This is a genomic window from Sulfurisoma sediminicola (assembly GCF_003865015.1).
Classification (GTDB): domain Bacteria; phylum Pseudomonadota; class Gammaproteobacteria; order Burkholderiales; family Rhodocyclaceae; genus Sulfurisoma; species Sulfurisoma sediminicola.
Genome location: NZ_BHVV01000008.1, coordinates 561,797 through 588,754, shown reverse-complemented (window position 1 = coordinate 588,754; position 26,958 = coordinate 561,797). Strand labels below are relative to the sequence as shown.

Sequence of the window (26,958 nt, the reverse complement as noted above, 5' to 3'; positions counted from 1 at the left end):
ATGGCAAAGAACGTAGTCGTTGTCGGGACGCAGTGGGGCGATGAAGGCAAGGGCAAGATCGTCGACTGGCTCACCGACCACGCCCAGGCCGTCGTGCGCTACCAGGGCGGTCACAACGCCGGCCACACGCTGGTCATCGGTGGCAAGAAGACGGTGTTGCACCTGGTCCCATCGGGCATCCTGCGCGAAGGCGTCACCTGTTACATCGGCAATGGCGTGGTGCTGTCGCCCGACGCGTTGGTCAAGGAGTTGGACGAACTCAAGGCCGCCGGCGTCAATGCCGACGAGCGCCTGAAGATTTCCGAGGCCTGCCCGCTGATCCTGCCCTACCACCAGGCGCTCGACATCGCGCGCGAGGCGGCCAAGGGAGCGAAGAAGATCGGCACCACCGGTCGCGGCATCGGCCCGGCCTATGAAGACAAGGTTTCGCGCCGCGGCCTGCGCGTGCAGGATCTGCTGCGTCCGAAGCGTTTCGCCGAAAAACTCGGCGAGGTGCTCGACTATCACAACTTCGTGCTCAAGAATTATCTCGGTGCCGAAGCTGTCGATTTCCAGAAAGTGCTCGACGGCGCCATGGCGCTGGCGCCGCGCCTGACAAAGATGATCGCCGACGTGCCGCGCTCGCTCTACGAGGCGCACAAGGCCGGCGCCAACATCCTGTTCGAGGGTGCGCAGGGCACGCTGCTCGACATCGATCATGGCACCTATCCCTTCGTCACCTCGTCGAATTGCATCGCCGGCGGCGCCTGCACCGGCGCCGGTGTCGGTCCGGGCATGCTGCACTATGTGCTCGGCATCACCAAGGCTTACACCACGCGCGTCGGCAGCGGCCCCTTCCCGACCGAGCTCTACGACGCTCTCGACAAGCAGGACCCGTCCGGCAAGCACATGGCGACCAAGGGTCACGAGTTCGGTGCCACGACCGGTCGCGCCCGCCGCTGCGGCTGGTTCGATGCGGCCGCTTTGAAGCGCTCGATCCAGATCAATGGCGTCTCCGGCTTGTGCGTGATGAAGCTCGACGTGCTCGACGGCCTCGAGGAGATGAAGCTGTGCACGGGGTACAAGCTCGACGGCCACTTCACCGACATCCTGCCGGTCGGCGCCGACGATCTCGAGCGTTGCGAGCCTGTCTACGAATCGATGCCGGGCTGGAGCGACAGCACCGTCGGTGTCAAGACCTTCGATGCGCTGCCGAAGAGTGCGCAGAATTACATCAAGCGCATGGAAGAACTTTGCGGCGTGCCGGTCGATATGGTCTCGACCGGCCCCGATCGCGAGGAAACCATCGTTCTGCGCCATCCGTTCAAGTAGCGGCTGCGGCATCCCATTCCCGTAGACAGGGCGGCGGAGTCATGCCACTGCCGCTCTGTTTTGCGCATTGCGGAACGTGTGAAGCAGGGGCATTCCCTCTGGCGGATAAACGATAATATCGACATTTCCGCTATAATTCCTTTCATGGCAGGTAGCGTTCGGCGCTGCAACGCCCGGAGGCGTCGGAAGGATGCAGTCCTATGGAATTCTGCTGGTGGACGACGAGCCGGTCCAGCGTCGGCTCGAGCGCGAAATTCTCGAAGTCTCGAACTTGAATTGCGAGGTCGAGGAGGCCCGCAACGGCCGCGAGGCCTTGGAGTGTCTGCGCAGATTCCCATTCAACCAAGAGGAGCCGGCCATCAGTTTCCAGGCCGGAGCTACAGATTTCATCGCCAAGCCCGATACGCCGCTGGAGTTGATGAGGAGTGGACAATCTGCGCCAGCATACCCATATCGGCGCACACCTCTGCGTAGGGCTGGCGACGATGCGCGACGTAGTACCGATCATCCGCCATCATGCCCGAGGAAATGGATAGGGGCTGGCGCGATCCGGTGTTGATGGAAGGCTTCATCGCCATCGTCGAACAGCGGTCGGGCGAGCTGCGCCTAAGCCCGCGGCACGCGACGACAGTCGATGAACTCGCATTCGATGCGATCATGGCGACCGGGGCAATCGAATGGGAAGGGCAGGAACAATACACCGGTGCGGGGGCTATGCGACGGGTGCGAGACTCCGCTGAGACGGCTTTGCTTAAGGGGCGACAGCGATGAAACGTGTATTGATTGTCGACGACGAGGCGCAGATGCGCGGATTGCTCGAGGACGTTTTGGGCGAGGACTACGAGGTGATGATTGCCTGCGACGGCGCCGAGGCCCTGCAAAAGCTGGCGCAGGATGGCGCCGAACTTATCATCACCGACGTCGTCATGCCGAAGATGAACGGCCTTGACCTGATGGTGGCGGTACGCAAGCAGTATCCGGCGCTCAAGGTCATTGCCATTTCCGGCGGCGGCAACATCGGCCGCCTCGACTATCTGCCGATTGCCAGTCTGCTCGGTGCGGCGCGGGTGATTCACAAGCCGTTTGCCGTGGCCGAGATGCACACTGCGGTGCGCGAATTGCTTGCCGCGTGATCGGCATGGGCGCTGCGGGCAGCGGAGAAGCCGTGTTTGGGAAAGTGGCGGTGGTGCTGGGGTTGGCGATGCTGTTGCTGGGCGGCAAGGCTCGCGCCGAAGCGACCGCATTCAATTTCAGCGTGCTCAACCAGCGCAGCGCGGCCCTGACGGCCCAGTACTGGAATCCGATCCTGAGCTACGTCTCGCGCAAGAGCAGGGTGGAGCTGCGGCTCAAGATCGGCAAGACGGCGCCGGAGACGACCGAGTTGACGGTTCGCGGCGAAGCCCAATTCGCCTTCACCAACCATTTGTTTACGCCCGAGCGGACCAAGCTGGGCTGGAAGGTCATCGCCGCCAGCGACGAGCCGGCCATGCGCGGAATCATCGCCGTGCCGGCCGACAGCGGCTTGCGCCAGCTCAAGGATCTGTCGGGGCAGCGGGTGGCGTTCCCCTCGCCGGAAGCGTTTCTGGGCTACAAGGTGCCGCTGGACGCGTTGACCAAGCAGGGCGTAGCGGTGGCAGCCGTCTTCTCGGGGAATCAGGAGGGGGCGATGGGGCAGCTGAAGCTGGGACGGGTCGCCGCCGCCGGCGTCAACGCGAGCGTGATGGAGACCTATGCTCATCGTGAAGGCATGGCCTACCGGGCGCTCTGGCAGTCCGAGCCCTTCCCCGGGCTGGCCGTGATGGTGGCGCCCGGCGTACCGGCGCCCGTCGTCAAGGCGGTGCGCGACGCCCTGGTCGGCATGGGCGCCGACCCGGAGGGCAGGGAGATCCTCGCTCAGGGGGCCGCCTTGCTCAAGGCGGAGCATCCGGTCGCATTCAAGGAGGCCACGGACGCGGACTACCGAAGCTATCTGCAGTTCTATCGCCAGGCCGTGGTGACTCCATAGCCGCTCATGGCCCAATGAAGCCGTTTTCCCTCCTGCTGCGACTGAATCTGGTCGGACGCCTGTTCCTCGCGATCCTGGCGATTCTTTCTCTCTCCTTCGCCGGGGTGCTGCTGGTCTACCTGCAGCAGAGTACGGCGATGCATCGCGCCGTTGTCGCCGATCAGACCCGCCTCGCCCTCAACATGCTCGAGCCCCGCGTGGCCGAGCAGGTGGTGGTCGGAGATTACGAGGCGCTCGAACAGATACTGGACAACGCCGTAGCCCAGGGTCACTTCACGGCGGTTTCTTTCCTCGACGCGGAAAGCCAAAAGATCCTTGAGGGGCGTTATCGCGAGCCGCGGGCGGACTATCCCGAGTGGTATGGCCGCTGGCTGGTGCCGGATACGGCCCCCGCCACGACGCATGTCGTGGTCGGCAACCGCGACTACGGCACGCTGAGCCTGCTGCCGTCCTACGAAATGTTCATCGGCCGCCTGTGGCAGAACACCCTGCTGTTCTTCGAGGTCGGCCTGGTGGCGATGCTGCTGATCGGCGCCACCAGCGGCTGGGTGCTGCGGAAGGGCCTGCAGCCATTGCGTGCCATGCACCAGGCGGCGGAACGACTGTTTGCCACGGGGACCGCGGCGATTCTGCCGGTATCGCGCTTCGATGCGCCGGAGATCCGCAGCACCGTGGTCGCCTTCAACGGCGTGTCCGAGCGGGAGGCGCGGGCGCGGGCGATTCTCGAAGGCACGACAGATGCCTATCTCGAGGTCGATCGGGGCTGGCGACTGACCTACATCAACGAGCCTTCGGTCAAGCTGTTCGGACTCGACATGGTGGCGGATCTGAATACGACATTATGGGAACGCCTGCCCCACCTGGCGCCGGCGTTCTTCGAAACCCTGGCAGATGCCTTCGTTCGTCACAGCAGCCTGGAAGCGGAAGCCTACGTCGCCGTACCGGGAAAATGGCTCGAGGTCCACACCTATCCGACGGCGGAAGGCCTCTCCATCTACTTTCGCGACGTCAGCGACCGTCGTTCCGCGCAGCAGGCGACCCGGCGCAACGAGGAGCGCCTCAGCGCCGTTCTCGGTACGGCCGCCGAGGGCATCATCATGTTCGATGCCCGCGGCACCATCCAGACCTACAACCGTGCGGCCGAGCAGCTGTTCGGCCATCCGGTCGCCGACGCCATCGGTCGCCACGTCAGTTTGCTGATGCCGCTGGCCTTCTCGGCTGACCAGGCGCCCGGTGAGCAGCCGCTGCCGATCGGGCCGCGTGAAACCGTGGGTCGTCAACGCGACGGGCGCCGCTTTTCGATCGAAGCGACCATCGCCGAGACCACGTTCCTGCAGGATCGCGTTTTCGTCGCCGTGGTGCGTGATATCAGCGAGCGCAAGTGGCTGCAGCAGCTGAACCAGTCTCGTATCGAGATCCTCGAGCAACTGGCCCAGGGCGGGAAGCTGTCGACAATCCTCGATCGCATCGTGCGTGTCATCGAGCGCGGCGTTCCCGGCGCGATCGGTGCCGTGGTGATGGCCAGCGAAGGCAGCGGCAAGCTGCGGTTCCATGCCGCACCGAGCCTCACTCCCGCCATGCGCGAGCGGCTGGAGGTCTATGCGTTGGGGAACGACCAATGCAGCTGCAAGGCGGCGATCGCGACGGGGCAGCGTGTGGTGGTCGAAAACGTCCTTACCCACCCGTCGTGGGCCGGCATGATCGATGTCGCCCTGCAACTCCACATCGGGTCCTGCTGGGCCGAGCCGATCATGGCCAGCAGCGGGTCGGCCCGGGGTACCTTCGTCGTCTTCCGCGCCGAGGCGCGGCCGCCGAGCGAGCAGGAAGTGCAACTCAGCCAGATGGCGGCGAGTTTCGCCAGCCTGGCCATCGAGCGAGCGCTCGCCGACGAGGCGGTCGACCGCGAGAGTCGTCGTGCCCAGGCCTACCTCAACCTGTCGCCCTCGATCGTTCTGGCCTTCGATCGCGACGCCAACATCACGCTGATCAACGAACGTGGCTGTTCCATTCTCGAGTGCGCGCGGGAAGCCGTCCTCGGCAAGAATTTCTTCGACACCTTCTTGCCCGAGGCCTCGCGCGATCAGGTGCGTCTGCTCTTCCAGCGCATGATCGAAGGTGGCGTCGACACGCTGGGCGACGTCGACGACACGGCCGTGGCCGTCGGCGGTCGCGAGAAGTTCGTCCGCTGGCGCCACACCGTGATCCGCGACGAGACGGGTGCGGTCACGGGGGTTCTCAGCTCGGGACAGGACATGACCGGCCGCAAGCAAGCGGAGGATGCACTGCTGGCCAGCGAGGAACGCCTGACGCTGGCACTCGAGGCCACCCATACCGGCCTGTGGGAGTGGAACATCGGCCATGGTCGCGTCTTCTACAGCGACCAGTGGTGGCGCCTGCAGGGCTATCCGACGTCGACCGTGGCCGCGCGGCCGTCGTGGTCGTCGATGATCCATCCCGACGACCTCGAGGGCGTGCTCGATCGCATCAATGGCCACCTCGACGGCATCACGGATCGTTACATCAGCGAACATCGCAAGCGCGACGCGAGCGGCACCTGGAACTGGGTGATCGATTCGGGCCGCGTCGTGGAGCGCGACGGTCACGGCAACCCGCTGCGCATGATCGGCACCCTGCAGATCATCAACGATCGAAAGGCGGCGGAAGTGCGCGAAGCGGAGCTGCATCGCCAGTTGCTGCAGTCGTCGAAGATGGAGGCGATCGGTCATCTCACGGCGGGCATCGCCCACGACTTCAACAACATTCTCGGGGCGGTGATGGGTTACGCCGAACTGACCAAGGCGCTGGTCAGCGCGGACACGCCCAAGGCGCCGAAATTCGAGCGCTATCTCGAGGAAGTCCTCGCCGGCAGCCGGCGCGCGCGCGACCTGATCGCGCAGATGCTGATCTTCAGCCGTCTGACGCCGGATGACGGAAAGGAGGCGCCGCCGCCGGTTCTGTTGCAGCCGGTGATCAAGGAAGTGGTGCAGCTGGTGCGCTCGTCGATCCCGACCACCATCGAACTCGGCTACCAGACCGAGGAGCCGACGCTGCAGGCCGCCGTCCATCCGGTACAGCTGCACCAGATCCTGATGAATCTCTGCATCAACGCCCGCGACGCGATTCACGATTACGGCTCGATCCGGGTCACGTTGCGTCGCCACCCGGCCGGCGCAAGCTGCGTTTCGTGCAAGCAGGCACCCGTCGGCGAAATGGTCGAGATCATGGTCGCGGACACGGGCCACGGCATCCCCGTCCAACATTTGGGCAAGATCTTCGACCCCTTCTTCACCACCAAGGACGTCGGCAAGGGCTCGGGCATGGGATTGTCGGTGGTCCATGGCCTGGTGCACGGCCTCGGCGGACACATCGTGCTCGAGACCCGGGAGGGCGTTGGCACCACCATCGGCATCCTGCTGCCGCTGGCGAGCCAGCCGACCGAGCAACTGGATCGCAATGCCGCCAACGCCACCGTCCAGCTGCCGCTCTCGGGCTGCCGCATCATGGTCGTCGACGACGAGCAGTCCGTGGCTTCGATGCTGCAGGAGCTGTTGATCCTCAAGGGGGCGTCGGTGGTCACCTTCGACAACGGCCAGGAGGCGCTGGCGGCTTTCATCGCCTATCCGGACAGCATCGATCTTGTCGTCACCGACGAGACCATGCCGGGCTTGCGCGGTTTCGAGATGGCGCGGCAGATGCTGGCGCAGCGGCCGCAACTGCCGATCATCCTCTGTTCGGGCTACAGTCCCCATGTCACCCCGGAAATCGCCCAACAGGCGGGCATCCGGGCATTCATGGCCAAGCCGATCGAGGTCGACAGCCTGGTCAACGCCATACACCATGCCCTCGCACCCCAGACAACCGACGTCGCCTAGTGCCGGCGCGACCGCCGACGGGGAACTGCTGAGCCCCGCCGAGGTGGCGAAGATGATGGGCGTATCCCCCATCACCGTGCGTTCGTGGGTCAATCGCGGCTGGCTGCCCGCCACGACGACGCCCGGCGGTCACCGCCGCTTCATCCGTCAGGACGTGCTCGCTCTGGCAGGTCAGCAACGCAGCCACCGGCCTGCGGGCGGGCGGCCGCTGCGGCTGCTGGTGGTCGACGACGATCCGCAGTTCCGCGGCTATATGCTGGAGTTGCTGGGCGAACTGCTGCCGGACGCCGAAATCGAAGCGGCGGCCGATGGCTTCGAGGCCGGCGTCAAGGTCGTGGAATTTCTGCCCGATATCGTCCTGCTCGACCAGAGCATGCCCGGGCTCGATGGCGCCAGCGTCTGCCGCCGCATTCGCGGCGTGCCGCAGCTCGCAGCGATTCGCGTGATCGGCATCACCGGCCACCTCGACCGCCGCGTCGAACGGGATATGCTGGCGGCAGGCGCGGAATGCGTGTTGCACAAGCCGCTTGACGTTGCCGCCCTGCGCCAGGCGCTGGGCGCGAAAAACGTGGCGGCACGCGCGGGGCAGGTGCTGACGGCGGGGTAGAATGCCGGGCGAGGCGCGGCCGGAGGGGCGCTCCGAAAAAACAAAGGCCCTGAATGCTCAGGGCCATGTCTTTCGCGATTGCGCCGGTAATTCAAAGCTGGTGCCCAGGAGAGGACTCGAACCTCCACGGTGTTACCCGCTAGTACCTGAAACTAGTGCGTCTACCAATTCCGCCACCTGGGCAGGCGCGAAACGAGGCGCGAATTCTAAAGGAAATAACCGAATTGTCAAACAAGCCGAAGAAGCCCGAGAAGCTCTCCAAGATTCGCCGCGCCGATCCGATGTTCGAGCGCGAGATCGCCACCTATGAGCACCCGTTGCCGAGCCGCGAGTACGTGCTGCAGATGCTGGCGGAGCAGGGCGTGCCGATTCCGTTCGAACGAATCTGCGAACTGCTCGATGTCGCCGATTTCGAACTCGCGCATTTCAGCCGCCGTCTCGGTGCCATGGCGCGCGACGGCCAGCTGCTGCAGAACCGCCGCGGCGACTGGCTGATCCCGGACAAGGCCGATCTGATCCGCGGCCGCGTCGAGGGCCACGCCGACGGCTTCGGCTTTCTCGTGCCCGACGACGGTGGCGCCGACCTGTTCCTGTCGACCAAGGAGATGGACAAGGTGCTGCATGGCGACCACGCCATCGCCCGCGTCGTCGGCACGGATCGCAAGGGTCGTCCCGAAGGCAAGATCGTCGAGGTCACTGAGCGTGCCAACAGCAGTTTGGTCGGTCGCGTCTTCGAGGAACACGGTGTCTGGTACGTCGTCGCCGAGAACAAGCGCATCAGCCAGGACATCCTGATCGCCCCGCCGGCGAAGGGGGAGCGGAAGGCGCTGAAGCCCGCGGACGGCCAGGTGGTGATGATCGAGATCATCGAGCAGCCGAGCAAGCAGAAACAGCCGATCGGTCGCATCATCGAGATTCTCGGCAACTACGCCGACCCCGGCATGGAGATCGAGATCGCGCTGCGCAAGCACGAGCTGCCCTTCGAGTTCTCGAAGGAGGTGCTGGCGGAAGCGAAGAAGCTGCCGGACGAGGTCAGGAAATCCGACTGGAAGGGCCGCGAGGACGTCACCGCCCTGCCATTGGTCACCATCGACAGCGAGACGGCGAGGGATTTCGACGACGCCGTCTATTGCGAACGCCAGGGCAAGGGCTATCGCCTGGTGGTCGCGATCGCCGACGTCTCGCACTACGTCGAGGCCGGCTCCGCGCTCGACCGCGATGCGGAAGATCGCGGCAATTCGGTGTATTTCCCGCGCCGCGTGATCCCGATGCTGCCGGAGAAGCTTTCCAACGGCCTGTGCTCGCTCAACGCCCAGGTGCATCGCCTGTGCATGGTCTGCGACATGACCATCTCGGCCGGCGGCGACATCAAGGGCTACCGCTTCTACCCGGCCGTTATGTGGTCGCACGCGCGCCTCACCTACACCGAGGTCGCCGCGGCGCTCTACGACAAGGATGCCGCTGCCCGCGACAAGCTCGACGCACTGCTGCCGCATCTGGAAAATCTAGATGCGCTGTTCCGCGTGCTGGTGAAGGCGCGCGCCAAGCGCGGCGCCATCGACTTCGAGACGATCGAGACGCGCATGGTCTTCGACGACAATGGCAAGATCTCCCGCATCGAACCCTACGAGCGCAACGACGCCCACCGCCTGATCGAGGAGTGCATGCTCGCCGCCAACGTCTGCGCCTCGGATTACCTGCACGAGAGCAAACACCCGGCGCTCTACCGCGTGCATGAAGGGCCGACGCCGGAGCGCCTGGAGAAGCTGCGCGACTTCCTCGGTACCTTCGGCCTGCAGCTCGGCGGCGGCGACGAGCCGCACGCCAAGGACTACGCCGCCCTGCTCGAGAAACTTCAGGGCCGCCCCGACAAGCAGTTGCTGCAGACGGTGATGCTGCGCTCGCTGCGGCAGGCGATCTACAGCCCCGACAACGTCGGGCATTTCGGTCTGGCGTACGAGAGCTACACCCACTTCACCTCGCCGATCCGCCGCTATCCCGACCTGCTGATCCACCGCTCGATCAAGTCGGCGCTGAAGGGACGGCGCTACGAGCTGCGCGACGGCGGTGCAGGCGGTGACTGGGAGCAGATCGGCCTGCACTGTTCGCAGACGGAGCGCCGCGCCGACGAGGCGACGCGCGATGTCGACGCCTGGCTCAAGTGCTACTACATGCAGGACCGCATCGGCGAGGAATTCGCCGGCAGCATTTCCTCGGTGGTGCCCTTCGGCATTTTCGTCGCCCTCGACGACGTCTTCGTCGAGGGCTTGGTGCATGTCTCCGAACTCGGCGCCGACTACTTCCATTTCGACGACAAGGCGCATGCCATGGTCGGCGAGCGCAGTGGTCGCCGCTTCCGCCTGTCCGACCGCGTGCGCATTCAGCTGGTCCGCGTCGACATGGAGCAGAACAAGATCGACTTCCGCCTGGTGGAGGGCGGGGGAGCCGACGCGGCGATTGCGGCACCGAAGAAGCGCGGCAAGCGCGGCTGACGCCGATGTTGGAACGACGCGCCCACCCCCGCTATCAGCTGATACCGCCGCTGCGCGGCCGCGCCTTCATCGACGCGATCGGGCAGTTCGAGGCGCAACTGCTCGATGTCTCGGTCGATGGTGTGCGTCTGCTGCTGCACATGAGCAATCCCGACGATCTCGCGCGCTTTTTGGTGGCCACCGAAAAGAGCATCACCGCCACCTTTGGGCGACCCGAGGGCGAACCGTGGAAATTCGCGCTGCTGCACACGCGCATGACGACGCTCGATGCTGCGGGCAGCGCCGGTGCCCAGTGCTTGATCGCCAGCCGTTTCGTCACGGTGCCTAACTTCACCGTCGCCGATCTCGAACGGCTGGTGGCGGAAAGGCAGGCGGCGCGGGTATGAGCGAGCTGCGGCTGATCCATGGCTTCCACGCCATCACCGCCAAGCTGCGCCATGCGGCCGAGGACATCAAGGAGATTTATGTCGCCGCCGGGCGCCAGGATTCGCGCGCGCGCGACCTGGTGAAGCTGGCCGAATCACGTGGCGTGCGCGTGTTGCCGACCGATGCCTTGCGACTCGACGGCCTTTCCGGCGGGGCGAGGCATCAAGGCGTCGTCGCGCGCGTCGCCGCGACGCAAAGGCATGTCACTCTGGACGATGTGCTCGACGAACTCTCCGAGCCGGCGCTGCTGCTGGTGCTCGACGGCGTCACCGATCCGCACAACCTCGGTGCCTGCCTGCGCGTGGCCGACGCCGCCGGCTGTCATGCCGTGGTGGCGCCTAAGGACCGCGCCTGCGGCCTCAACGCCACGGCGATCAAGGTGGCCTCCGGTGCCGCCGACACCGTTCCCTACATCATGGTGACCAATCTCGCCCGCAGCCTGCGCGAGATCAAGGAACGCAACGTCTGGGTGATCGGCGCCGCCGGCGAGGCGCAGAAGGATCTCTACGCCATCGAGCAGAAGGGGGCGGTGGCCTGGGTCCTCGGCGCCGAGGGCGAGGGCCTGCGGCGGCTGACGCGCGAGACCTGCGACGAGATCGCGAAGATCCCGATGCACGGCTCGGTCGAGAGCCTCAACGTCTCCGTCGCCTCCGGCATCTGCCTGTTCGAGGCGCGCCGCCAGCGCGCCTGATTCAGCCCTTTACCAGAGCTTCCACCACGGCTCGCTGCGGTTGAGGCCGCGCTTGTAGTACTCGCTGTTCGGGAAGTTTTTCTTCATCACCCGCTCGGAGTCGTCGCGCAAGTCGTTGAGGCCGAGCGCGTCGTAGGCCTTGACCATGATGAACAGCGCCTCCTCGTTGGCCGGCGCGTCGGCGTAGGTCTTGACCGCGAACTGGGCGCGGTTGGCGGCGGCGATATAGGCGCCGCGCTTCATGTAGTAGCGCGCGACATGCACCTCGTGCGCGGCCAGCGCATTCACCAGGTACTTCATGCGCGCCGTCGCGTCGGGCGTGTACTTGCTGTCGGGGAAGCGCGTCACCAGTTCCTTGAAGGCCTCGAACGATTCCCTTGCCGCCTTGGGGTCGCGTTCGGTGAGGTCCTGGTTCGCGACATAGCCGAGGACACCGAGATCCTCGTTGAAATTCACCAGGCCCTTGAGGTAGTAGGCGTAGTCCACGCTGGGGTGGGTGGGGTGCAGGCGGATGAAGCGGTCGCAGGCGGCGACGGCCGAGGCCGGCTCCTGCTGCTTGTAGTAGGCGTAGGCGACCTCGAGCTGGGCCTGCTGGGCGTAGCGGCCGTAGGGGTAGCGCGCCTCGAGCTTCTCGTAGTACTTGATGCCCCTCTCGAAATTGCCGTCGGCAATGGCGTTCTTCGCCTCGGTGAAGAGCTTGTTGGCCGACCAGCCGGTGGTTTCGTCCGCCTGGTCGAGCAGCGAGGCGCAGCCGGAGGTGAGCAGGGCGAAGGTGAGCAGGGCTACAGCGGCTAAACTACGCATGATGAACGCTTCCGTGAATGAGTCGGGCGATTATAGCGGCACGGTCCCGGCGGATTGCGCCGGGCTGCGCTTGGATGCGGCACTGGCGCGGATGTACCCCGAGCATTCACGCAGCCGGCTCCAAGCCTGGTTGAAGGCGGGGCTGATTCGTCTCGATGGTGCGGCAGGGGATGCCAAGCGCAAGGTACTCGGGGGAGAACGCATCGACTTCCGCGCCGTCCCGCCGGCGCCGATTTTTGCGGCCGCGGAGGACATCGCCTTGTCCATCGTCTTCGAGGACGACGATCTGATCGTCATCGACAAGCCGGCGGGGCTGGTGGTGCATCCGGGCAATGGCAACGAATCCGGCACGCTGATGAACGCGCTGCTGCACCACGCGCCGCAGCTCGCCGCCGTGGCGCGCGCCGGCATCGTGCATCGCCTCGACAAGGAAACCAGCGGCCTGCTGGTCGTGGCGAAGACGTTGCCGGCGCAGACCGATCTGGTGCGCCAACTGCAGGCGCGCACGGTCAAGCGCCACTACCTTGCTCTGGCGCTGGGGCGGGTCGAGCGCGACGGCAGCGTCGATGCGCCGATTGGCCGCCATCCGGTGCAACGCGTCAAGATGGCGGTCGTTCGCGGCGGCAAGGACGCGCGCACCCACTACCATGTCGTCGAACGCTTCGAGCGAGCGACGCTGCTCGAATGTCGGCTCGAGACCGGCCGCACGCACCAGATCCGGGTGCATCTCGCCAGCATCGGCCATCCGCTGGCCGGCGATCCGGTCTATGGCAAGGCCCGGAGCGGCGATTCGCGCCTCGATGCCTTCCGCCGCCAGGCGCTGCATGCGTGGCAGCTGGCGCTGCGCCATCCGCGCAGCGGCGCCGAATTGGCTTGGGAGGCGCCGCTGCCGGCCGATTTCTCGACGTTGCTCGACATCCTGCGCGCCGGCAATACATCGTGAGCGAATTCATCGTTCCCGACTGGCCTGCACCGCCGCGGGTACGCGCCCTGGTGACGACGCGCGCCGGCGGGGTCAGCGGCGAGCCCTATGCGAGTCTCAATCTTGGCGACCATGTCGGCGACGACCCGGCGGCGGTGGCGAAGAACCGCGCCATCCTGCGATGTCGGCTCCCGGCCGAGCCCTTGTGGTTGCGCCAGGTCCACGGCACGCGCTGCGTCCTGGCGGAAGCATCCACGCCAGGCGTCGAAGCCGATGCCAGCGTGAGCTTCCGTCCGGCCGCGGTGTGCGCGGTGCTGACCGCGGACTGCCTGCCGGTCTTGTTGTGCGACGTCGGCGGCACTGTGGTGGCCGCGGTGCATGCCGGCTGGCGAGGCCTGGCGGCGGGCGTGATCGAGTCCGCCGTCGCGGCGATGCACCGATCGAATGACGAACTGATGGCCTGGCTCGGCCCGGCGATCGGGCCCGCGGTCTTCGAGGTCGGCGACGAGGTGCGGGCGGCCTTCGTCGCGCAGGATGCCGCCGCCGGCGCCTTCGTACCGCACGGTGCGGGCAAGTGGCTCTGCGACATCTACGAACTGGCGCGGCAGCGGCTCGCTGTGCTCGGCGTGGGCAGCGTCGACGGCGGTGGCTTGTGCACAGCCAGCGCCGCGGATCGTTTCTACTCCTATCGACGCGACGGCGCGACCGGCCGCATGGCCAGCCTCATCTGGCTGGAGGATGCGCCGGCCGTATAATCCGCACCCTAATGTCCGTTCTCGGCTGGATTCTCCTTGCCTCGCTGGCTGGCGGCGCCCTTTCGGTGGTCGCCGCGGGCGTTTTCGCGCTCAACGCCCGCGCCCATTGGGTGCATTGGCTGATCAGCTACGCGATCGGCGCGCTGCTCGGCGCGGCCTTCCTCGAGGTGTTGCCGGCGGCAGTCACCGCCAGCGCCGACGCCACCACGACCAGTGCCATCGTGCTCGGCGGCATCCTCGTCTTCTTCGTCCTCGAAAAGCTGGTGATCTGGCGTCACTGCCACATCGAGGCCTGCGAGGGCCACGAGCCGCACGTGCATGTCCACGGCCACGATCATGGCCGCTCCGGCCTGTTGATCCTCGTCGGCGACACCTTTCACAATTTCGTCGACGGCGTGTTGATCGCGGCGGCCTTCATGGAGGACGTTCGCCTCGGCGCCGTGACGGCGCTGGCGATCATCGCCCACGAGATCCCGCAGGAGGTCGGCGACTTCGTCATTCTGCTGCATTCCGGCTACTCGAAGGCCAGGGCGCTGGCCTACAACCTGCTCTCGAGCCTGGCCACGCTGGTCGGCGGCCTGCTCGCCTACTACGGCTTGTCGGCGGCGCAGGGCGCCGTGCCGGTGATGCTGGCGCTGGCGGCGGCGAGCATGATCTACGTCGCCGTGGCCGACCTGATTCCCGGCCTGCACAAGCGCACGGAACTACGCGCGACCATCGCGCAGGTCGTGTTGATCCTTCTCGGCATCGGCTCGGTCATCGGCGGCCACCACCTGGTCGACCACTTCATCGGCCACTGATCCCGTCGACTCCTGTTCCGCCCGCTCCCGGGCGCGCATGCGCCGCCGCCGTTCCGGCGTCCCAAACAGCCACAGGAACAGCGACAGCGGCGCCACGCCGTATAAGACAAATGTAAGGATTCCGGCCGTAATATTTGGCTCGGTCGCTGCCATCAGCAGCGTGACGTATACCCAGGCGATCGCGATGACATACATGGTGCGATTGTGCCACGGCACCCCCGACCTGCCTTGACAGGCCGGGATGCTGCAATGCACAATGCGCAGGATTTTTCGGCCTCCCCGGGGCCGGCTCAAGGAGCAGTGAATGCCTGCAACACCTGAATCTCCAAACTCTTTCCCCCACCCGGACATGCAGGCCTTCTTCCAGCAAGGCCAGGCGATGGCACAGGGCTTTATGCAGTTCATGGCGCAGCAGCAGGCGACGATGCAGCGCAACGCCCAAGCCCAGGCCCAGAGTGTGCCGCTGGGACAGATCAACGTGCCGAACTGGATTCCCAACGACGAACAGACTGCGGCATTGCGCCAGGAGTGGTTGCAACGCCACGCCGAGCTGTGGCAGCACATGGTCCAGCGCAAGGCCGGCGAGGCCGCCGCGCCGCTGGTGCAGCCCGAGGCCGGCGACAGGCGCTTCGATCACCCGGCCTGGGCCGAAAGCCCGGTGTTCGACTACGTCCGTCAGGCCTATCTGCTCAATGCCAGCTATCTCAAGCAGATGGCTGAGAAGGCACCAGTGCCCGAGGGGCTGGCCAAGAACCGCCTGCGCTTCGTCACGCGCCAGTATGTCGACGCGATGGCGCCGAGCAACTTCGTCGCCACCAACCCCGAGTTCGTCAAGACCGCGCTCGAGACCAAGGGCGAGAGCATCACCCGCGGCATCCAGAACCTGATCGGCGACCTGCAGAAGGGCCGCATCACCATGACCGACGAGGCCCAGTTCGAAGTCGGTCGCAACCTCGCCATCACGCCGGGTGCGGTGGTGTTCGAGAACGAGCTGATGCAGCTGATCCAGTACGCACCGCTGTCCGACAAGGTGGCCAAACGGCCCTTCGTCATGGTGCCGCCCTGCATCAACAAGTACTACATCCTCGACCTCCAGCCCGAAAATTCCTTCATTCGCTATGCGGTGGAGCAGGGCCACACGGTGTTCCTCGTGTCGTGGCGCAACGTCCGGCCCGAGCAGGGATATCTGACCTGGGACGACTACATCGACAAGGGTCCGCTGACCGCCTTCAATGTCGCGCGCGAGATCTGCGGCACCGAGCAGGTGAACGCGCTGGGCTTCTGCGTCGGCGGCACCATCATCACCTCGGCGCTGGCGGTGGCAAAGGCACGCGGCGAGGACCCGGCGGCATCGTTGACGCTGCTGACCACGTTGCTCGACTTTTCCGACACCGGCGAGATCGGCTACTTCGTCGACGAGGCCGCGGTGGTCACGCGCGAGCAGACCATCGGCAAGGGCGGCATCCTGCCTGGCCGCGAGCTCTCTTCCGTGTTCTCCAGCCTGCGCGCCAACGACCTGATCTGGCAATACGTCGTCGGCAACTACCTCAAGGGCAACAAGCCGGTGCCCTTCGACCTGCTCTACTGGAACTCCGACTCGACCAACCTGCCCGGCCCCTTCCTCGCCTGGTACCTGCGCAACCTCTACCTCGAGAACAGCCTGCGCGTGCCGGGCAAGCTGGAGATGGGCACGGAAAAGGCGGGACGCGTCAAGGTCGATCTCGGCCGCGTCGACATGCCGACATTTATCCTCGCCACGCGCGAGGATCACATCGTGCCGTGGAAGAGTTCCTATCTCGGCCGCGGCCTGCTCGGCGGCAAGAGTACCTTCGTCCTCGGTGCCTCCGGGCACATCGCCGGCGTCATCAATCCGGCGGCGAAGAACAAGCGCAGCTACTGGATCAACGACAGCGATACCGCCAACCCGGACGAGTGGTTGGCCACCGCCACCGAGGCCAAGGGCAGTTGGTGGCCGCGCTGGGCCGAATGGCTCAAGGGCTTCGCCGACGGCGAGATTCCCGCGCGCGGCCGGCTCGGCAGCGCCGCCTACGAGGCGGGCGAGCCGGCGCCTGGCCGCTACGTCAAGGAACGCGCAGAATAGCGCGACTGATCCCCACTCGGAGAGGAGAGAGACGATGAGCGCGACGCAACGGGTGGCACTGGTGACGGGCGGCATGGGGGGGCTCGGCGAGGCGATCTGCATCAAGCTCGCGGCGCTCGGCGACAAGGTGGTGACCACCTACAGCCCCAGCAACAACAAGGCGCAGGACTGGCTGCGCAAGATGAACGACATGGGCTACGGCTTCAAGGCCTATCCCTGCGACGTCACCGACTTCGATTCCGCGAAGCAGTGCGTCGCCGACATTACCCAGGATCTCGGCCCGGTCGACGTGCTGGTGAACAACGCCGGCATCACGCGCGACATGACGTTCAAGAGGATGACCAAGTCCGACTGGGATGCGGTGATCCACACCAACCTCGACTCGGTGTTCAACATGACCAAGCAGGTGATGGATGGCATGGTCGAGCGCGCCTGGGGCCGCGTCATCAACATCTCCTCGGTCAACGGCCAGAAGGGCGCCTTCGGCCAGACCAACTACTCGGCGGCCAAGGCCGGCATGCATGGCTTCACCAAGGCGCTCGCGCTCGAGGTCGCCAAGAAGGGCGTCACCGTCAACACCATCTCGCCGGGCTACATCGGCACGCGCATGGTGATGGCGATTCCGCAGGACGTGCTCGAGGGCAAGATCCTGCCGCTGATCCCGATGTCGCGGCTGGGCAAGCCCGAGGAGGTGGCGGGACTGGTGGCCTATCTCGCCTCGGAGGAGGCGGCCTTCGTCACCGGCGCCAACATTTCGATCAACGGCGGCCAGCACATGTATTGAGCGGGTCGCATTTCGCTTCTCAACGTTAAGAGGGAGTACAAAATGACTCAACGCGTCGCTTTCGTCACCGGTGCCATGGGCGGTCTTGGCACCGCCATCTGCCAGGCCTACGCCAAGGATGGCTACAAGGTCGTCGCCGCCTACCACCCGCAGTTCGACAACAAGGACGAGTGGCTGAAGGAAATGGAAGCCGCCGGCTTCAAGGGCTTGGTCTGCGTCGCCGGCGACGTCTCCTCGCTCGAGGACTGCCAGAAGATGGCGGCCGAGGCCGAGGCCAATGCCGGCCCCATCGACATCCTGGTCAATAACGCCGGCATCACCCGCGACCGCATGTTCGCCAAGATGGACAAGGACCAGTGGGATGCGGTGATCTCCACCAACCTCACCAGTCTGTTCAACATGACCAAGCAGGTTTCCGCCAAGATGGCCGAGCGCGGCTGGGGCCGCATCATCAACATCTCCTCGGTCAACGGCGTCAAGGGCCAGGCCGGACAAAGCAACTATTCGGCCGCCAAGGCCGGCGTCATCGGCTTCACCAAGGCGCTGGCGCAGGAACTCGCCACCAAGGGCGTGACGGTCAATGCCATCGCCCCCGGCTACGTCGCCACCAAGATGGTGATGGCGATCCGCGAGGACATCCTCAAGAGCATCGTCGACACCATCCCGATGAAGCGCCTGGCCAAGCCGGAAGAGATGGGCGCACTGTGCTCCTACCTGGCCTCCGATCTCGCCGGCTACATGACCGGCGCGACGCTCAACATCAACGGCGGCCTCTACCTGCAGTAAGTCCTCCGCGGCGCTTCCAGGGCAAGCCCCCGCTACGGCGGGGGTTTTGTTTTATAATTGATGCACTGCCGCAATGACGGCAGAAGGGAGGCAGCCATGGCCGAGCAACTTCGTCTCATCAAGAAATATCCGAACCGCCGTCTTTACGACACGCGGACCAGCACCTACATCACGCTCGCCGACGTCAAGGAACTCGTGCTGCACCACGAGGAGTTCCAGGTCCTCGACGCCAAGAGTGGAGAGGATCTGACGCGCAGCATCCTGCTGCAAATCATCCTCGAGGAGGAGAGCGCGGGCGCGCCGATGTTCACCTCCGACATCCTCGCCCAGATGATCCGTTTCTACGGCAATGCCATGCAGGGCATGATGGGCAAGTACCTCGAGAACAACCTCAGGGCCTTCACCGACATCCAGCACAAGCTGCAGGACCAGGCCAAGGCCCTCTACGGCGACAACACCGGCAAGAACCAGGAGGTGTGGACGCAATTCCTCAACTTCCAGGGGCCGGCCATGCAGGGCGTGATGGGAACCTACGTCGAGCAGAGCGCCAAGGTGTTCCAGCAGATGCAGGAAAACATGCAGGAGCAGACCCGCAAGCTTATGGGCGGTTTCCCATTCCCCGGCTTCCCGCCCGACAAGACCGCCGAGAAGGCGGGCGACAAGAAATAGCCGGTGGCGCGGAAGAAAAAGCCGCCATCGGTCGGCTTCGTTTCCCTCGGCTGCCCCAAGGCCAGCGCCGATTCCGAGCAGATCCTGACGCGCCTGCGCGCCGAGGGCTATGACATCTCCGGCAGCTACGCCGGTGCCGATCTGGTCGTCATCAACACCTGCGGTTTCATCGACGCGGCGGTCGAGGAATCGCTCGACGCCATCGGCGAGGCGCTCGCCGAGAACGGCAAGGTCATCGTCACCGGCTGCCTCGGCGCCAAGGGCGACATCGTCCGCACCACGCATCCCAAGGTTCTCGCCGTCACCGGCCCGCACGCGACGCAGGAGGTGATGGAGGCGGTGCATGCGCATCTGTCGCCGCTGCACGATCCCTTCGTTGACCTGGTGCCGCCCGAGGGCATCCGCCTCACCCCGGCGCACTATGCCTACCTGAAGATTTCCGAGGGGTGCAACCACCGCTGCACCTTCTGCATCATCCCCGCGCTGCGCGGCGACCTGGTGTCGCGCCCGATCGGCGAGGTGCTGCGCGAGGCCGAGATATTGGCAAAGGCGGGCGTGAAGGAAGTGCTCGTGATCTCGCAGGACACCAGCGCCTACGGCGTCGACGTCAAGTACCGCACCGGCTTCCACGGCGGCAAGCCCGTGAAGACCAAGCTCTACGACCTGTGCAAGGCACTGGGCGAACTCGGCCTGTGGGTGCGGCTGCACTATGTCTATCCCTACCCCAGCGTCGACGACCTGATGCCGCTGATGGCCGAGGGCAGGATCCTTCCCTACCTCGACGTGCCCTTCCAGCACGCCAGCCCGCGCATCCTCAAACTGATGAAGCGGCCGGGCGACGTCGAGCGCGTTCTCGACCGCATCAAAGCCTGGCGCCGTGCCGTGCCCGACCTCACCATCCGCTCCACCTTCATCGCGGGTTTCCCGGGCGAGACCGAGGCCGAGTTCAACGAGCTGCTGGACTTTCTCGATGAGGCCGAACTCGATCGCGTCGGCTGCTTTGCCTATTCGCCGGTCGAGGGCGCCAGCGCCAACGACCTGCCCGGTGCCTTGCCCGAGGCCGTGCGCGAGGAACGGCGCATGCGCCTGATGCAGCACCAGGAAGACATCAGCACGCGCCGGCTCGAGGCGAAAATCGGCCGGCGCATCACGGTGATCGTCGATGACATCGAAGAAGACGGCGCCGTCGCGCGGTCCATGGGCGACGCGCCGGAAATCGACGGCCTCGTCTACATCACGGACGGCGAGGACCTGGAAATCGGCGAATTCGCCGAGGTGACTGTCACCGATTGCGACGTGCACGACCTGTACGCCGCACTCAACCCGACCCCGGCATGAAACCCAGGCTGGGCCTGGTGCTCGGCAGCGGCTCGGCGCGCGGCTGGGCCCACATCGGCATCATCCGTGCGCTGGAGGAAGCGGGCATCCGCCCCGACATCGTCTGCGGCTGTTCCATCGGCGCCTTCGTCGGCGCGGCCTATGCCGACGGCGACCTCGACAAGCTGGAAAACTGGGTCACGACCTTGAGCTGGCAGGACGTCCTCGGTCTCATGGACGTCGGCCTCAACGGCGGCCTGATCAAGGGCGAGAAGCTGATGGCCTTCTTCGAAAGCCACTTCGTCGATGTCGACCTGCAGGCCCTGCCGCTGCCCTTCGCCTGCGTCGCCACCGACCTCGAGTCCGGGCGCGAGATCTGGCTGCGCGAGGGATCCGTCGCCGCCGCCGTGCGCGCCTCGATTGCGCTGCCCGGCCTGTTCGCGCCGGTGGCGCGTGATGGCCGCCTGCTGGTCGACGGCGGCTTGGTGAATCCGGTGCCGGTATCGCTGGCGCGGGCGCTCGGCGCCGACGTGGTGATCGCCGTCGACCTCGGCTCGGACATGGTCGGCAAGGCGTTGCGCACGGCGAGCGGCGGGCGCGAGCAGGGAAGTGCCGCGGGGTGGACGCAGCGACTGCTGACCACCCTCGGCCTCGGGCGCCAGGGCGACCTGCCGCCGCTCGGCAGTGTCCTCGCCACCAGCATTCACATCATGCAGACGCGCATCGCCCGCAGCCGCCTGGCGGGGGAACCGGCCGACGTCCTGCTGGCGCCGCGCCTGGCACAGCTCGCCCTGATGGACTACCATCGCGCGGCCGAGGCCATCGCCGAAGGCCGCGCGACCGTTGCCCGCATGATGCCCGCGATCGAATATGCCCTCTCTGCCTGAAGCCCTCGCCGCCATCGTCGGCGCGCCGCATGTCCTGAGCGCTGCGGCCGATACGGCGCCTTACTGCACGGACTGGCGCGGCCGCTACGTCGGCAGCGCGCTGTGCGTCGTGCGTCCGGGCAGCACGGCCGAAGTGGCGGCGGTGGTCAAAGCCTGTGCCGCTGCGGGCGTCGCCGTCGTGCCGCAGGGCGGCAACACGGGGCTGTGCGGCGGCGCGACGCCGACGCAGGGCGAGGTGGTGGTGAGCCTGGTCCGCCTCAACCGCATCCGTGCCATCGACAGCGCCAACAACACCCTGACCGTCGAGGCCGGCTGCACCCTGGCGGCGGTGCACGAAGCGGCAGCAAGCGCCGGCCGCCTGTTCCCGCTGTCGCTGGCCGCCGAGGGCACTGCGACCATTGGCGGCAATCTGTCCACCAATGCCGGCGGCGTGCAGGTTCTGCGCTACGGCAATGCGCGCGAACTGTGCCTCGGCCTCGAGGTGGTGCTGCCCGACGGCCAGGTCTGGGATGGCTTGCGCGGCCTGCGCAAGGACAACACCGGCTACGACATGAAGCACCTGTTCATCGGCGCCGAAGGCACGCTGGGCCTGATCACCGCGGCGGTGCTCAAGCTCTTCTCGCGGCCGCGTCAGACGGCGACGGCCTGGGCGGCGGTGGCCGATCCCGCCGCCGCCGTGGCGCTGCTGACGCGATTGCGCGAACACATCGGCGGCCGCGTCACCGCCTTCGAACTGGTGGCCCGCCCCGCGCTCGATCTGGTGCTCAAGAACGTTCCGGGCAGTCGCGATCCGCTGGCCGGCCGGCCGCCTTGGCAGGTGCTGATCGAACTCTCCGACACCATGGACTTCGATCTGGCGGCGCCGCTCGAAGTCGTGTTGGCGGCCGCGATGGAGGACGGCGCAGTGAGCGACGCGGTGGTCGCGCAGAGCGATGCGCAGGTGAGGGCGCTGTGGGCGCTGCGCGAGAACATCTCCGAAGCGCAGAAGATCGAGGGCGTCTCGATCAAGCACGACATCTCCCTGCCGGTGTCGCGCATCGCCGAGTTCATCGCGCGCGCCGACGCGGCGCTCGAAGCCGCCTTCCCCCACGTGCGCATCGTCTGCTTCGGCCATGTCGGCGACGGCAACCTCCATTACAACCAGTCGAAGCCGGCGGCACAGGACAACGTCGCCTTCATCGCACAGACCGATGCCGTCAATCGGCTGGTGCATGACCTGGTGCATGAACTCGGCGGCTCGATCTCTGCCGAGCACGGGCTTGGTCAGCTCAAGCGCACGGAAATCCTGCGCTACAAGAGCGCGACCGAGATGGAAATGATGCGCGCCATCAAGCAGGCGCTCGATCCGCGCGGCCTGATGAACCCCGGCAAGGTGCTCTAAAAAAGTCTGGCAAATCGCTTTACAGCCTGGCGGGGCCTCCGTATAATGCGCGCTCTCTTGTGGGGGTATAGCTCAGCTGGGAGAGCGCTTGCATGGCATGCAAGAGGTCCGCGGTTCGATCCCGCGTACCTCCACCAAAGATTTTGTCCCTATCGTCTAGAGGCCTAGGACAATACCCTTTCACGGTATGAACCGGGGTTCGAATCCCCGTGGGGACGCCAAGTTTCAAGAGTGCGGAGTGGTAGTTCAGTTGGTTAGAATACCGGCCTGTCACGCCGGGGGTCGCGGGTTCGAGTCCCGTCCACTCCGCCAACCATCACGAAAGGCGTTCCCGCGGGAACGCCTTTTTTCTTGCGGGGGTTCGCATGTCCTTTCTGGGATTCCTTGCTCCGCTTCTGCTCGGACTGGCCGTGGCCGCTGGTGTCCGCGCCGAGGCGCTGCCGCTGATAGAGCTGACTGCCGGCATCCATCGCGTCGAGGCCGAAGTCGCCTATACGCAGGAGACGCGCATGACCGGCCTGATGCATCGCCGCACCATGCCGCCGCAGCGCGGCATGCTGTTCGTCTTCGACGAGGCGCGCACCCATTGCATGTGGATGAAGAACACCTACATCCCGCTCTCCGTCGCATTTCTCGATGACGGCGGACGCATCATCAATGTCGCGGACATGCAGCCGCATTCCGAGGACAACCACTGCGCCTTGCGGCCTGCGCGCTTTGCCCTTGAAATGAATAGCGGCTGGTTCAGGAGCCGCAACCTCGGGCCGGGAACGGCACTCGGCGGCATCGACCGCGCCCCCGCACCGCGCTAGCTAGTTAGCGGCTGTCGCGTCCCACGTCCTTGGCGCGGTACATCGCGGCGTCGGCGTTTGCGAGCAGCGTGATGGCATCGGTGCCGTCCGCGGGATGGATGGCGATACCGATGCTGCAGCCAATGTGGACATCGTTGCCGCCAACGAGGAACGGCTGCTTGAACGCAGCGATGATCTTGCTGGCGAGGCTGTCGGCGGCATCGCGGCTGGCGCCATTTTCCATCAGCACGACGAACTCGTCGCCGCCGAGGCGGGCGACCGTGTCGGCGCGCCGCACCAGTCCTTTCAGCCGTTTCGATGCCTGGATCAGCAACTGGTCACCGACGTGGTGGCCGAGCGTGTCGTTGATGTTCTTGAAGCGGTCGAGGTCGATGAACAACAGCGCGAGCGCGTCACCGTCGCGACGGACCCGGTCGATCGCGTGATCCAGCCGGTCACCGAACAGCAGGCGGTTCGGCAGCTCGGTTAGGACGTCGTGGTGGGCGAGGAAATCCAGCCGCGCCTGCCTTTCCTTGATGGTGGAGATGTCCGCCATGACGGCGATGTAATGGCTGATGCGGCCATCGCCATCGCGTACCGCGCTGATCGTCTGCAGCAGGGGGATGACGCGACCGTCGCGGGTGCGATCGAATATCTCGCCCCGCCATCGACCGTGCGTATTCAGCTGCCGCCACAACTCCGCAAAGAAGGACTGATCGTGCAGGCCCGACTTGAGGCTGCTCGGCATCGCGCCGATGAGTTCCTCCCGGCTATAGCCGAGAATGTCCGAGACGGCGGCATTGACTTCGACGATGCGCGTCTCGGCATCGGTGATGAGGATGCCCTCGCCGACCTGTCTGAATATCTTGGAGTAGAGCCTGAGGCTGCGCTCGGTCTCCTTCTGCACCGTGATGTCGGTGAACAGCATCACCGTTTTTGCCTGCCGACCGTTCTCGTCGAAGATCTTCGAGGCAACGATCTGGACATCGCGACCATGCAGGTTGGCGTTGTGGCTGCTCCGGTCCGCGATTTGGCGGATGTCGGCGATGGCATCGGCACAGGCGCAAACATCGTTCGCCGCCTGCCCGATGATCGTCTCGCGGGCGGCGCCGCCGAAGAACCATTCGATCGCGATGCGGTTGCAGTCCTCGACGCGGTCGTTCGAGTCGAGGACTACCACCGCGGCACCGAGGGTGTCGAGGATGGTACGGATTTCGCCGGTGGCGAGCGAAAGCCTGTGGTTGGTCTCGTTGAGGTGGGCGATGACCTGGTGGAAGGAATCGGCAATGATGCCGATGGGATCGATCTCGAGCAAGGTCGCATCGTCGAGCTCCTCGGGGCGCAGCGGCAGCGTACCCATGACGCCGAGAAGCTGGTCGATCTTGGCGCGGATGTAGCGCAGTGCTTCCTGTTGCGTGAGGGCCGTGGACACCGTTAGCCGCGGCTCCCCCTAGCCGGTGCCGAAAATGCGAATGCGGTAGCCGCCGTCGAGTCGGCTGACCTCGGTCCTGAAGCCCATCCGGTCGGCGGTCGACGGAATGGTCGCCGTCGCCTGACGGTCGTCGGTGGTGACGACGATTTCCGTGCCGCCGCCGCGGATTGCCGCGGCGTGGCGGTTCAGTTCCTTGAGGGTGAGCAGCAGGCAGGAGGGGCAGATCTGGCCGCGGATGTCGAGGTCGATGGTCTGTGCCATGGGCATTACCGTACCACGAAGCGCGTCAGCAGGCGAGCGCCGACCCAGGTGCCGGGGACGAGACCCGCGACGAAGAGCAGGCTCTGCATGGCGAGGATGGGCACGCCGCCCCAGAGGTGCCAGACGTTGCACGCGGGCGCCATGCGCGCCGCCAGTCCAAGCAGGATGCCCCCGGCCAGTGCCGAGGCGAACTGGCGTGGCGGCAGCCGCCACTGCAGGCGGAACTCGCCCAAGTGCAGCGCCGAGAACAGCGCGCCGCCGACGATGCCGAGGATCAGCGGGTACTGGAGGGCGGCGATCGCGTCGAGTTGCGGGCCGGGTCCGCCGCTGATGGTGCGGTCGGTAAAGGGCGGTGTGTAGTTGAGCGGCATTGTCGAAGCGTAGGCGAGGCTTCCGACATGCTCGGGGGCGAACAGCGATTCGATCGCCAGGCCGAGCTTGGAGTACGTGGTGGTGATGCCCAGCGGCATGCCGACCAGCACATAGGAGGCGAAGCCGAGCAGCGCCAGGACCACCGCGGCGCGCCACGGCGCGAGATGGCTGGCGGCGAAGGCGGGGCGGACCATGCGGCCGGCGCGAAACTCGCGCCACAGCCAGAAGCCGAGAGCAGTGGCGAGCGGCAGCAGCAGTATGGTCGGTGGCAGTTCGAGCCATTGCGCCAGGGTGACCCTCTTGTCGACCAGCACCGTGGCTTTGGCGAAGGCCGCCCATTGCGGATGGATCTCGGCGTAGAAGGTCGAGCCGGCGATCATGCCGCCGACCGCGAGCAGGCTCGCCGCGCTGCCGGCGCCGAACTTGAACAGGCTGCCGCAGACGCAGCCGCCGGCGAGCACCATGCCGATGCCGAAGACGAAGCCGCCGATGGCATTGACCAGGGTCGGCGCGCCGAGCAAGGGAAAGGGGTGAATCGTGATGATGCCGACGAGTCGCCCGAACTCGAACAGCACCATGCTGACGGCGATCAGCAGCACCATCTGCCGCATCAGGAAGAAGTCGCGGAACAGGAACATGTCGCGGAACGAGGCGGTCACGCAGAAGTCGGAACGGTGCATGACGAAGCCGGCGACGAGGCCGATGGCGAGCGAACTGACGACGATCAGCAGGTAGGGTTGTTCGAACATCGAGGGCAGGCTTCCGTCATGGCCGACCGGCGCAGGATATCCGCATCCGTCAGCCGCCGCCTTTTTGCGGGCGAAAAAAAGCCCGGCTTGCGACCGGGCTTTTCGGGTATGTCTTACGCTCAGGCGAAGTTCTTCGCGGCGAAGTCCCAGTTCACCAGATTGCCGAGGAAGGTCTCGACGAATTTGGGACGCAGGTTGCGGTAGTCGATGTAGTAGGCGTGCTCCCACACATCGACGCAGAGCAGCGCCTTATCGCCGGTGGTCAGCGGGGTGCCGGCGGCGCCCATGTTGACGATGTCGACCGAGCCGTCGGCCTTCTTCACCAGCCAGGTCCAGCCCGAGCCGAAGTTGCCGACGGCGGAGGTCTGGAAGGCCTTCTTGAACTCGTCGAGCGAGCCCCACTTCTTGTTGATGGCGTCGGCCAGCGCGCCGGTCGGGGCGCCGCCGCCGTTCGGTTTCATGCAGTTCCAGAAGAAGGTGTGGTTCCACACCTGGGCGGCGTTGTTGTAGACGCCGCCGGCCGGGGCCTTCTTGACGATGGCTTCGAGGTCGAGGGCTTCGTACTCGGTGCCCTTGATCAGGTTGTTGAGGTTGGTGACGTAGGCCTGATGGTGCTTGGCGTAGTGGTACTCGAAGGTTTCCTTCGACATGTGCGGCGCCAGGGCGTCCATGGCGTAGGGCAGGGCGGGCAGGGTATGTTCCATGTGGGTTCTCCGTTCTTGGGTTGGTTTGATTTTGAATGC

At 65.7% G+C, this 26,958-nt stretch carries 26 protein-coding genes and 4 tRNA genes; 23 read left to right on the top strand and 7 right to left on the bottom strand.

The features are described 5' to 3' along the window. Window positions 1-1,311 (top strand): adenylosuccinate synthase, encoded by a 1,311-nt coding sequence (locus EJE94_RS14365; protein WP_121243165.1) that lies wholly within the window; start codon window positions 1-3, stop codon window positions 1,309-1,311. Between the two features lie 142 nt (window positions 1,312-1,453). Here EJE94_RS14365 and EJE94_RS14690 read toward each other — a convergent pair whose 3' ends face one another. Further along, window positions 1,454-1,744, bottom strand: coding sequence for a hypothetical protein (locus EJE94_RS14690; RefSeq protein ID WP_165904848.1), 291 nt, complete (start codon window positions 1,742-1,744; stop codon window positions 1,454-1,456). Between the two features lie 83 nt (window positions 1,745-1,827). Here EJE94_RS14690 and EJE94_RS14355 point away from each other — a divergent pair, with 83 nt between their 5' ends. Genes EJE94_RS14355 through EJE94_RS14335 form a run of 5 tightly spaced genes read left to right on the top strand, consistent with a single transcriptional unit; the run spans window position 1,828 to window position 7,795 of the window. Continuing rightward, window positions 1,828-2,082 carry a hypothetical protein gene (locus EJE94_RS14355; protein ID WP_124962475.1) on the top strand — a complete coding sequence of 85 codons (255 nt, stop codon included), beginning with the start codon at window positions 1,828-1,830 and terminating at the stop codon, window positions 2,080-2,082. Then, window positions 2,079-2,444 (top strand): response regulator, encoded by a 366-nt coding sequence (locus EJE94_RS14350; RefSeq protein ID WP_121243162.1) that lies wholly within the window; start codon window positions 2,079-2,081, stop codon window positions 2,442-2,444. Before EJE94_RS14355 ends, EJE94_RS14350 begins: the two co-directional genes overlap by 4 nt. A gap of 5 nt (window positions 2,445-2,449) precedes the next feature. Further along, entirely contained in the window at window positions 2,450-3,316 is an 867-nt protein-coding gene (locus EJE94_RS14345) for a phosphate/phosphite/phosphonate ABC transporter substrate-binding protein (RefSeq protein ID WP_243642640.1), read from the top strand. Window positions 3,317-3,330: 14 nt separating this feature from the next. Further along, a complete protein-coding gene (locus EJE94_RS14340; protein WP_121243160.1) occupies window positions 3,331-7,188 on the top strand; it encodes a PAS domain S-box protein in 3,858 nt (1,285 codons plus the stop codon). After that, a complete protein-coding gene (locus EJE94_RS14335) occupies window positions 7,154-7,795 on the top strand; it encodes a response regulator (protein ID WP_133372257.1) in 642 nt (213 codons plus the stop codon). The genes EJE94_RS14340 and EJE94_RS14335 overlap by 35 nt, the downstream gene beginning before the upstream one ends. 98 nt (window positions 7,796-7,893) lie before the next feature. On the opposite strand, the gene EJE94_RS14330 is transcribed toward EJE94_RS14335, so the two are convergent. Next, window positions 7,894-7,978 (bottom strand) — tRNA-Leu (locus EJE94_RS14330). Window positions 7,979-8,076: 98 nt separating this feature from the next. On the opposite strand from EJE94_RS14330, the gene rnr reads away from it, so the two are divergent. From rnr to rlmB, 3 genes are read left to right on the top strand one after another with little or no spacing between them, the layout of a single operon-like run. After that, on the top strand, window positions 8,077-10,287 hold the full coding sequence (gene rnr, locus EJE94_RS14325; RefSeq protein ID WP_121243208.1) for a ribonuclease R: 2,211 nt from the start codon (window positions 8,077-8,079) through the stop codon (window positions 10,285-10,287). Window positions 10,288-10,292: 5 nt separating this feature from the next. Beyond that, window positions 10,293-10,673 (top strand): hypothetical protein, encoded by a 381-nt coding sequence (locus EJE94_RS14320; RefSeq protein WP_124962474.1) that lies wholly within the window; start codon window positions 10,293-10,295, stop codon window positions 10,671-10,673. Beyond that, entirely contained in the window at window positions 10,670-11,404 is a 735-nt protein-coding gene (gene rlmB, locus EJE94_RS14315; protein ID WP_121243157.1) for a 23S rRNA (guanosine(2251)-2'-O)-methyltransferase RlmB, read from the top strand. The genes EJE94_RS14320 and rlmB overlap by 4 nt, the downstream gene beginning before the upstream one ends. Window positions 11,405-11,413: 9 nt before the next feature. On the opposite strand, the gene EJE94_RS14310 is transcribed toward rlmB, so the two are convergent. Next, window positions 11,414-12,208, bottom strand: a complete 795-nt coding sequence (locus EJE94_RS14310; protein WP_121243156.1) for an outer membrane protein assembly factor BamD — start codon at window positions 12,206-12,208, stop codon at window positions 11,414-11,416. On the opposite strand from EJE94_RS14310, the gene rluD reads away from it, so the two are divergent. The 14 genes from rluD to EJE94_RS14235 all read left to right on the top strand — a co-directional run bounded on the left by rluD (window position 12,207) and on the right by EJE94_RS14235 (window position 23,422). Further along, the gene (gene rluD / locus EJE94_RS14305; RefSeq protein WP_121243155.1) at window positions 12,207-13,151 is read left to right on the top strand and encodes a 23S rRNA pseudouridine(1911/1915/1917) synthase RluD; all 945 of its coding nucleotides are present in this window, start codon (window positions 12,207-12,209) and stop codon (window positions 13,149-13,151) included. The two genes, EJE94_RS14310 and rluD, sit on opposite strands and share 2 nt — an antisense overlap. Further along, window positions 13,148-13,885, top strand: a complete 738-nt coding sequence (pgeF, locus tag EJE94_RS14300; protein WP_121243154.1) for a peptidoglycan editing factor PgeF — start codon at window positions 13,148-13,150, stop codon at window positions 13,883-13,885. The genes rluD and pgeF overlap by 4 nt, the downstream gene beginning before the upstream one ends. Window positions 13,886-13,896: 11 nt before the next feature. Further along, on the top strand, window positions 13,897-14,685 hold the full coding sequence (locus EJE94_RS14295) for a ZIP family metal transporter (protein WP_121243153.1): 789 nt from the start codon (window positions 13,897-13,899) through the stop codon (window positions 14,683-14,685). Window positions 14,686-15,064: 379 nt separating this feature from the next. Continuing rightward, a complete protein-coding gene (gene phaC / locus EJE94_RS14285) occupies window positions 15,065-16,786 on the top strand; it encodes a class I poly(R)-hydroxyalkanoic acid synthase (RefSeq protein WP_121243207.1) in 1,722 nt (573 codons plus the stop codon). Between the two features lie 34 nt (window positions 16,787-16,820). Then, complete coding sequence (gene phbB, locus EJE94_RS14280; protein ID WP_121243151.1) at window positions 16,821-17,570, top strand: acetoacetyl-CoA reductase; 750 nt, start codon at window positions 16,821-16,823, stop codon at window positions 17,568-17,570. A gap of 42 nt (window positions 17,571-17,612) precedes the next feature. Next, the gene (locus tag EJE94_RS14275) at window positions 17,613-18,356 is read left to right on the top strand and encodes a beta-ketoacyl-ACP reductase (RefSeq protein WP_121243150.1); all 744 of its coding nucleotides are present in this window, start codon (window positions 17,613-17,615) and stop codon (window positions 18,354-18,356) included. Between the two features lie 96 nt (window positions 18,357-18,452). Next, a complete protein-coding gene (phaR, locus tag EJE94_RS14270; protein ID WP_121243149.1) occupies window positions 18,453-19,025 on the top strand; it encodes a polyhydroxyalkanoate synthesis repressor PhaR in 573 nt (190 codons plus the stop codon). Between the two features lie 3 nt (window positions 19,026-19,028). Next, entirely contained in the window at window positions 19,029-20,363 is a 1,335-nt protein-coding gene (rimO, locus tag EJE94_RS14265; RefSeq protein WP_121243148.1) for a 30S ribosomal protein S12 methylthiotransferase RimO, read from the top strand. Beyond that, entirely contained in the window at window positions 20,360-21,229 is an 870-nt protein-coding gene (gene rssA / locus EJE94_RS14260) for a patatin-like phospholipase RssA (protein WP_121243147.1), read from the top strand. The genes rimO and rssA overlap by 4 nt, the downstream gene beginning before the upstream one ends. Next, window positions 21,213-22,610, top strand: coding sequence for an FAD-binding oxidoreductase (locus EJE94_RS14255; protein ID WP_121243146.1), 1,398 nt, complete (start codon window positions 21,213-21,215; stop codon window positions 22,608-22,610). The genes rssA and EJE94_RS14255 overlap by 17 nt, the downstream gene beginning before the upstream one ends. A gap of 61 nt (window positions 22,611-22,671) precedes the next feature. After that, window positions 22,672-22,747: transfer RNA gene (locus tag EJE94_RS14250), tRNA-Ala, on the top strand. Between the two features lie 8 nt (window positions 22,748-22,755). After that, a tRNA-Glu gene (locus tag EJE94_RS14245) sits at window positions 22,756-22,831 on the top strand. Window positions 22,832-22,845: 14 nt separating this feature from the next. Continuing rightward, window positions 22,846-22,922, top strand: a tRNA-Asp gene (locus EJE94_RS14240). A 53-nt stretch (window positions 22,923-22,975) separates the two neighbouring features. Further along, window positions 22,976-23,422 carry a DUF192 domain-containing protein gene (locus EJE94_RS14235; RefSeq protein WP_121243145.1) on the top strand — a complete coding sequence of 149 codons (447 nt, stop codon included), beginning with the start codon at window positions 22,976-22,978 and terminating at the stop codon, window positions 23,420-23,422. A gap of 4 nt (window positions 23,423-23,426) precedes the next feature. Here the strand turns inward: EJE94_RS14235 and EJE94_RS14995 are convergent, their stop codons facing one another. From EJE94_RS14995 to EJE94_RS14215, 4 genes are all read right to left on the bottom strand, one after another. Further along, window positions 23,427-24,833 (bottom strand): diguanylate cyclase domain-containing protein, encoded by a 1,407-nt coding sequence (locus EJE94_RS14995; RefSeq protein ID WP_121243144.1) that lies wholly within the window; start codon window positions 24,831-24,833, stop codon window positions 23,427-23,429. 18 nt (window positions 24,834-24,851) lie between these two features. Beyond that, window positions 24,852-25,094: a sulfurtransferase TusA family protein gene (locus EJE94_RS14225; protein WP_121243206.1), complete on the bottom strand. Its 243-nt coding sequence runs from the start codon at window positions 25,092-25,094 to the stop codon at window positions 24,852-24,854. Window positions 25,095-25,099: 5 nt separating this feature from the next. Then, a complete protein-coding gene (locus tag EJE94_RS14220) occupies window positions 25,100-26,215 on the bottom strand; it encodes a YeeE/YedE family protein (protein WP_121243143.1) in 1,116 nt (371 codons plus the stop codon). A gap of 119 nt (window positions 26,216-26,334) precedes the next feature. After that, window positions 26,335-26,919, bottom strand: a complete 585-nt coding sequence (locus tag EJE94_RS14215; RefSeq protein WP_121243142.1) for a superoxide dismutase — start codon at window positions 26,917-26,919, stop codon at window positions 26,335-26,337. Window positions 26,920-26,958 lie beyond the last annotated feature (39 nt).

Coding starts and splice junctions, on each gene's coding strand:
- EJE94_RS14365 (WP_121243165.1), top strand. CDS start 1: ATGGCAAAGAACGTAGTCGTTGTCGGGACGCAGTGGGGCGATGAAGGC.
- EJE94_RS14355 (WP_124962475.1), top strand. CDS start 1,828: ATGCCCGAGGAAATGGATAGGGGCTGGCGCGATCCGGTGTTGATGGAA.
- EJE94_RS14350 (WP_121243162.1), top strand. CDS start 2,079: ATGAAACGTGTATTGATTGTCGACGACGAGGCGCAGATGCGCGGATTG.
- EJE94_RS14345 (WP_243642640.1), top strand. CDS start 2,450: ATGGGCGCTGCGGGCAGCGGAGAAGCCGTGTTTGGGAAAGTGGCGGTG.
- EJE94_RS14340 (WP_121243160.1), top strand. CDS start 3,331: ATGAAGCCGTTTTCCCTCCTGCTGCGACTGAATCTGGTCGGACGCCTG.
- EJE94_RS14335 (WP_133372257.1), top strand. CDS start 7,154: ATGCCCTCGCACCCCAGACAACCGACGTCGCCTAGTGCCGGCGCGACC.
- rnr (WP_121243208.1), top strand. CDS start 8,077: ATGTTCGAGCGCGAGATCGCCACCTATGAGCACCCGTTGCCGAGCCGC.
- EJE94_RS14320 (WP_124962474.1), top strand. CDS start 10,293: ATGTTGGAACGACGCGCCCACCCCCGCTATCAGCTGATACCGCCGCTG.
- rlmB (WP_121243157.1), top strand. CDS start 10,670: ATGAGCGAGCTGCGGCTGATCCATGGCTTCCACGCCATCACCGCCAAG.
- rluD (WP_121243155.1), top strand. CDS start 12,207: ATGATGAACGCTTCCGTGAATGAGTCGGGCGATTATAGCGGCACGGTC.
- EJE94_RS14310 (WP_121243156.1), bottom strand. CDS start 12,208: ATGCGTAGTTTAGCCGCTGTAGCCCTGCTCACCTTCGCCCTGCTCACC.
- EJE94_RS14295 (WP_121243153.1), top strand. CDS start 13,897: ATGTCCGTTCTCGGCTGGATTCTCCTTGCCTCGCTGGCTGGCGGCGCC.
- phaC (WP_121243207.1), top strand. CDS start 15,065: ATGGCACAGGGCTTTATGCAGTTCATGGCGCAGCAGCAGGCGACGATG.
- phbB (WP_121243151.1), top strand. CDS start 16,821: ATGAGCGCGACGCAACGGGTGGCACTGGTGACGGGCGGCATGGGGGGG.
- EJE94_RS14275 (WP_121243150.1), top strand. CDS start 17,613: ATGACTCAACGCGTCGCTTTCGTCACCGGTGCCATGGGCGGTCTTGGC.
- phaR (WP_121243149.1), top strand. CDS start 18,453: ATGGCCGAGCAACTTCGTCTCATCAAGAAATATCCGAACCGCCGTCTT.
- rssA (WP_121243147.1), top strand. CDS start 20,360: ATGAAACCCAGGCTGGGCCTGGTGCTCGGCAGCGGCTCGGCGCGCGGC.
- EJE94_RS14255 (WP_121243146.1), top strand. CDS start 21,213: ATGCCCTCTCTGCCTGAAGCCCTCGCCGCCATCGTCGGCGCGCCGCAT.
- EJE94_RS14235 (WP_121243145.1), top strand. CDS start 22,976: ATGTCCTTTCTGGGATTCCTTGCTCCGCTTCTGCTCGGACTGGCCGTG.
- EJE94_RS14225 (WP_121243206.1), bottom strand. CDS start 25,094: ATGGCACAGACCATCGACCTCGACATCCGCGGCCAGATCTGCCCCTCC.
- EJE94_RS14220 (WP_121243143.1), bottom strand. CDS start 26,215: ATGTTCGAACAACCCTACCTGCTGATCGTCGTCAGTTCGCTCGCCATC.
- EJE94_RS14215 (WP_121243142.1), bottom strand. CDS start 26,919: ATGGAACATACCCTGCCCGCCCTGCCCTACGCCATGGACGCCCTGGCG.